This is a genomic window from Clostridium gallinarum, from assembly GCF_014836325.1.
Classification (GTDB): Bacteria; Bacillota; Clostridia; order Clostridiales; family Clostridiaceae; genus Clostridium; species Clostridium gallinarum.
Window position 1 is genome coordinate 1 of sequence record NZ_JACSQZ010000096.1, and the last position, 6,230, is coordinate 6,230.

The 6,230-nt window shown below is 25.8% G+C and carries 7 protein-coding genes; 1 reads left to right on the forward strand and 6 read right to left on the reverse strand.

Features of this window, described 5'->3' with window-relative positions; translation table 11 throughout:
* Window positions 1–320: 320 nt before the first annotated feature.
* The 6 genes from H9660_RS15520 to H9660_RS15545 all read right to left on the reverse strand — a co-directional run bounded on the left by H9660_RS15520 (window position 321) and on the right by H9660_RS15545 (window position 5,687).
* Entirely contained in the window at window positions 321–1,277 is a 957-nt protein-coding gene (locus H9660_RS15520; RefSeq protein WP_191751281.1) for a calcium/sodium antiporter, read from the reverse strand.
* 160 nt (window positions 1,278–1,437) lie between these two features.
* A complete protein-coding gene (deoC, locus tag H9660_RS15525; RefSeq protein WP_191751282.1) occupies window positions 1,438–2,112 on the reverse strand; it encodes a deoxyribose-phosphate aldolase in 675 nt (224 codons plus the stop codon).
* 72 nt (window positions 2,113–2,184) lie between these two features.
* On the reverse strand, window positions 2,185–3,231 hold the full coding sequence (locus H9660_RS15530) for a DNA polymerase IV (protein WP_191751283.1): 1,047 nt from the start codon (window positions 3,229–3,231) through the stop codon (window positions 2,185–2,187).
* Window positions 3,232–3,241: 10 nt separating this feature from the next.
* On the reverse strand, window positions 3,242–4,189 hold the full coding sequence (locus H9660_RS15535; protein ID WP_191751284.1) for a DUF4003 family protein: 948 nt from the start codon (window positions 4,187–4,189) through the stop codon (window positions 3,242–3,244).
* Window positions 4,190–4,450: 261 nt separating this feature from the next.
* Window positions 4,451–5,122: a hypothetical protein gene (locus H9660_RS15540; RefSeq protein WP_191751285.1), complete on the reverse strand. Its 672-nt coding sequence runs from the start codon at window positions 5,120–5,122 to the stop codon at window positions 4,451–4,453.
* A 289-nt stretch (window positions 5,123–5,411) separates the two neighbouring features.
* The gene (locus tag H9660_RS15545; protein WP_191751286.1) at window positions 5,412–5,687 is read right to left on the reverse strand and encodes a hypothetical protein; all 276 of its coding nucleotides are present in this window, start codon (window positions 5,685–5,687) and stop codon (window positions 5,412–5,414) included.
* Between the two features lie 107 nt (window positions 5,688–5,794).
* Here H9660_RS15545 and H9660_RS15550 point away from each other — a divergent pair.
* Window positions 5,795–6,230 (forward strand): ferritin family protein (locus H9660_RS15550; RefSeq protein ID WP_191751287.1); only part of this gene is annotated, 436 nt, incomplete at its 3' end.

Sequence of the window (6,230 nt, forward strand, 5' to 3'; positions counted from 1 at the left end):
TCCTAAACTTTTAAAGTTTGGGATTTATTTTTTTGCAAAAAAGGAGCTGTGCACTAATTCTTTAGTGCGACAGCCCCATTTTATTCTTAACTATTTTCCCCATTGATTGTTTGTAGCTGTTTTTTCAGCACCATGTGTACATCCACCACAGCTTGATTTATGTTTCTTTTCTTCAGTTTTTTTCTTTTCACATCCACACTTACTCATTTAAAACACCTCCTATAACTTACACTATTATTATCTGTATTTTTAAAATTTTAATGTTATAAAAAATGTTCAATATATGGATTAAAAACTATTTGAATCTTTTAATTACCAAACTAATTTCTAAATATTATATAAGCCATATATCCAATATATAGGACAACTAAAGTTAATCCTTCTATCTTTCCAAGTCTTAACTTTTCTTTGTTCCCTCTAAAAAGAAAAACTCCAAGAATTAAAGATATAATAATTAAAAACAATATATCTACTAATAGAGAAGGTGCTATTATTATAGGGTTGATACTTGAAGAAACACCTAAAATTAATAATATATTAAATATATTAGAGCCTAAAACATTTCCTATAGCTATGTCATTTTCTCCCTTAAGAGCTGCTATCATAGATGTAACTAATTCTGGTAAAGATGTTCCCATAGCTACTATTGTTAATCCAACTAACTTATCACTTAATCCAAAAGAATAAGCAATATTTGATGCAGAATTTACTACTAGATTACCACCAATAATTATTCCTATTATTCCTAATATTATTTTAAAAGTGGATACCAATATATTTACTTTCGTATTATCTTCACTATCTTCTGATTGGTTTTTAGCAGTTTTTATTAAATATATGATATAGATTATACAAATTCCTATTAAAATAAAGCCTGATAATCTATTTAATTCAGCATTTCTATTAAATAATAATTTTCCTCCAAATGATAAAATAAGTAAAAGTATAGTGACTATTATATTTATTATATAATCTTTTATTATAGTATTTTTTTTAATTATTATTGGCATAACTATAGCTGTAAGTCCTAATACCATTAAGGTATTAAAAATATTAGAACCAAGTACATTTCCCATAGTTATACCATTGTTACCTTCAAAAGAAGCAATTAAGCTTACAGCAAGTTCTGGTGCACTTGTTCCAAGAGAAACTATAGTTAATCCAACTATTATAGAAGGAATCCCCAATTTTTTTGCTATATTTGAAGCCCCTTCAACAAAGATATCTGCCCCTTTTATAAGTAGAGCAAAACCTATTATTAATATTATGTAACTCATTTTTTCTCCTTTATCTTATGTTATATTTATAAATTTAAATATATATAAATTTTATTATTGGGTAATTTATAAAAATTATACCCAGTTGCTTAATAAAATTTATTCTTTCCATGCTAAAAAGAGGCTGCTATAAGCAACCTCCTAATTAAGATTATTACTATTAATAAGTAGAATTACTTTCTTTTCCTTCACAAATTGCTATAGATGCTGAAGCGCCTATTCTTGTAGCTCCATTTTCAATCATAGCCATTGCATCTTCTAAGCTTCTAACTCCACCAGAAGCTTTTACTCCAAGTTCTTTGCCTACAGTTTCTCTCATTAACTTTATATCACTTGCAGTAGCTCCACCTGTACTAAATCCAGTAGATGTCTTAACAAAATCTGCTCCTGCTTCTTTTGATAATTTACAAGCAGTAACTTTTTCTTCATCTGTTAAAAGACAAGTTTCTATTATAACCTTTGTTAATGCTTTTCCTTTTGCAGCATTTACAACAGCCTCTATATCATTCTTAACATATTCTAAGTTTCCTTCTTTAAGCTTACCTATATTTATAACCATATCAACTTCAGTTGCACCTTTTTTGATAACATCTTGTGTTTCAAAAGCCTTAACTTCAGTTGTAGTTGCTCCTAAAGGAAAACCTATTACAGTACAAACCTTTACATCACTTTCTTTTAACAAACTATAAGCTTTTTCAACCATTGAAGGATTAACACAAACAGATGCAAAATTATATTCTAATGCTTCCTTACATAGCTTTTCAATTTCTTTTTCAGTCGTTTCTGGCTTTAAGATAGTGTGATCTATCATTCTAGCTAGGTCTTTTTTGTTCATAAAAGATCGCCTCCTATATAGTACTTTAAACACTCTCATTATATAGTAATTTTAATAATATTTAAAGAGATTTTAAAATAAAGTTAACTGTTCTATAGAACTTTCTTTAAATGATGAAACAGTAACTCCAATCAACCTAATATTTTCTTTAATCTCTTCATTATTTAATATCTCCTCACAAACCCTATATATATCATTAAAATTATTAGTATAGAAATTTAATGTTTTACTTCTTGTATGACTTTGAAAACTTTCCGTCTTATATTTCACCGTTATAGTCTTTCCTTCAATATTTAATCTTATTAATTGTTCACTTATTTCCCTGGAAAAATCCATTAAATATTGTAAAAGTTCATCTTTATCATTTGTATCACTTTTTAAGGTTCTTTCCCTACCATAAGATTTTCTATCTCTTTCTACTTCAACTTCCCTATTATCAATTCCTCTAATCCTATCATAAATTTCTAGTCCATATTTTCCTAAATACTCTATATAAAATTCCTTTGGCATATCATATAAATCTTTAACTGTAAAAATCCCTATATTATTTAGTCTTTCAACTGATTTTTTACCAAGCCCATATATTTTAGAAATTGGAAATGGCAAAAGAATACTCGGAATCATATCTTTTGTAATTACCTTAATTCCATTTGGCTTGTTCCAGTCTGAAGCTAATTTTGCTAAAAATTTATTATAAGAAATTCCTATTGAAATAGTTAATCCTACTTCTTTAAAAACACGAAATTTTATATACTTTGCAGCTTCAATACCATTTTTAAATCTACTATTTGTTATGTCTAAATAAGCTTCATCAATAGATAATGGCTCTATTACTTCTGTAACTTCTCTTAATATGTCAAAAACTTTTCTAGACACCTCTTTATATCTAAACATTCTAGTTCTAACATATATACCATGAGGGCATAATTTTCTAGCCATAAATATAGGCATTGCTGAATGTATACCATACTTTCTAGCCTCATAAGAACATGTTGATACTACTCCTCTTTCACTTACACCACCTACTATAACTGGCTTACCTTTAAGTGCTTTATTATCAAGCTGCTCTACTGATGCAAAAAAAGCATCCATATCTACATGTAAAATTATCCTCTCCATATTTACTCCTTTAAGCTAAGGCTTCTGCAAACATTCCTTTATTTTTAGATTTAATGAAACAATATACTCCTTGTGCTAACAATTCATCAATATAACTTCTCTTTTCATTTATTGTTGTAAATGATATTATTGTTATTGCAATTATAGTTCTAAATCCTTTATCCATATAGTATTCATATTCACTTTCTTCATCACATAACTTATCTATAACACCTTCAATTAAATCAACACTTTTTCTTATGTCTCTATTAGATAAAACACCTAAAAGTGGTAAGAACTGTTGGGCTAATTTTATTTCTCTTTTTTCTAATTGCAAAATAAATTCTATAGTTCTATACATATGCCCAGATGATCCATTTAGCATTATAGCATTTGTTAAGCTTTGAATCCCATTTTTAGATTTTATATTTAAATTAGTCATATAATTATATATAGCTTCAATAAATTCATCTATTGTATTTATATCAATATCATTTAATGCCCATAATGCACAAACTAAATAATCGTCTTCTCCTGTAATATTATAATATTTATCTTTTAATAAAATAAATACTTCCTTCATTTTTTGTGCTATTTCTTCTTTATCTTTTCCATTTGCATATTTTGCTAAAACAAATGAAGTTAATACTAGATAATCACATTCTTTAAAGCCTTCATTTTTTAAAATATCATAAGACTCATATAAACTTTCAATTAATTGTTTTTGGTTTTCTTCTAAGGCTACTAAAATAGATAATATATAAAGTATATCTCCTCTAAATGGAGAAACCCTTGATGATGTTGCTTTAATATATTTTCTAATTTCTTTAACCTTCTCAAAAGGAATTTCTTTTTCATAGTGAGCAAAAACTAATGATGCAAAGTGATTAATTAAATCTCCATCATTTCTTAAATCTATCTTTGAATTTCTATAATTATCAATAGTTAAATTGATTCTTTCCTCCAGAAGTTTTTCCATATTTATACTCCCTCACTTTAATTAAGCATATTAAATTCTCTAAATACTATTATACTATAAATATAGTGTCATTTTCATAACAAAATAATAACAATTTATAAAAATAAACATTTAATACTCTCTTTATATATAAAAACTAAATAAAATGAATCTTTTGAGTTTTAATATTTAATTAAATTATAAAATTTAATGGACTATCGTAGATAAAATTTAAACAAATTTGTACGATAGCCCACTAATTTATCTTTTGTTTATTTTACTTTAACAACAGAACAATAATGCTAGTGCTGCTATCCCAAATAGTCCAAAACCTCCGCAGCCTCCACAGCCACAGCCCCCATGGTTTCCATTAAATCCGCAGCCTCCACCACAATTACCACCAAAACCACAACCTCCACCATAGTTATAGCAATTATTTTGAGGAACAATTATACTACCCTTTTTATCAAATATAATTATTAACTTTACAGTGTTTTCGCAGTCTGATATATACATTTGAGGGAATTTGCATAAAAATTGTGATAACTCAGGACTAAAGGATCTTACTATTATTGCATATTCCTCAGGTAATGATCTTTCAGCTATAATATTACTATTCATGTAACACTCATCACCAAAATCATCCATATCCATATTTAAACTATCAAAATTAAAATCACTACAACATGATTCAACTTTAGGAGTACAACACGGATTTTTTCTTATAACTTTTATTGGGCTAGAAATAGCAACTAAATCATTACATGGTAAAGCAGATGCAGTTAAAACACCATCACAACCAGTAACTATTATATTTATTTTTATTCCATCACCACATATACACTTTGGTAAATTTCTTCTTATTTCTCTACCAATACATCCATCACAACAAATAATTAAATTATATTCATTGCATGAACACATATTAGTTACTTTTTTTAAACATATTTTCATTAGTATCTTCTCCTTTTTATCTAAAAGTGTGGATAATACATAATATGTTTTTATATGTTATTGTTTCTAAAAAAAATTAGCATATATAAGCAATCTTTTTATAAACATCTTAAATTTATATAAATATATTGAATAAAAATATTAACATTAGTTAAAAATAAAAAAGGATACATTAATCAGTATCCTCTTAATATTATGAAAAAGTTATGGTAGTATTTTTAATACTGCCATAAATTTTAATATTTCTTAGGCTATATTAATATTCTTATAAATACTTATATAAAAATATCTATATACTTCTTACATAAAAGCCATTATTATAAACTTCTTTATCATACTTTATTTCTATATTATCACATAGCTTTTCATCTTTTTTAGCTATTACAAAATTAATACCTGATATATTCACTATAAAATCATCTTCTGATTCATAATCAGTATAAATATCGTAGGCTGGTTTTCCACATCCTACTGCAACAACTTTAATTCTTATATTCTTTAATTCACTATTTTCTATTTTTTCTAGTAAAGCTATTTTAGCTGCTTCATCAAATAATATATTCATTTTATCTTCCTTTCTCCAATAATAAATAATACAAAAAAATTATATCATTCAACTATTATATTTCATATATATATTATAATAATATTATTTTGTAATGAGGAGATACTATGAGAAGAGACTATATCGATAAATATGAAAATTGCTCCATAAATTTACCCTATCCTACTATAGAAATTAAAGAAAAAAATATTATTTATGCAAAAATGATAAAAAAATGTTATTGTGGGTTAAATTCTGAATTAACATTATCAAACCAATACTTTTTTCAAAAATTTTCACTTAACTCCTACTTAAAAGATATATTTACTAAAATACTAAAAGTTGAACTTGATCATCTAAATATTTTAGGAGATCTAATAGTTGCTTTAGGAGAATATCCAAGTTTTTATATAGAAAAAAAGGATAAAAGCTATAATTGGAATGTAAAGTTTATAAATAAAGATACTTCTTTAAAAAACATTTTACTAAATAACATTAAACAAGAAGAAATTTTAATTAAGGAGTACAGAAATATATGTAATATTATTGAAGATGAAAATATTA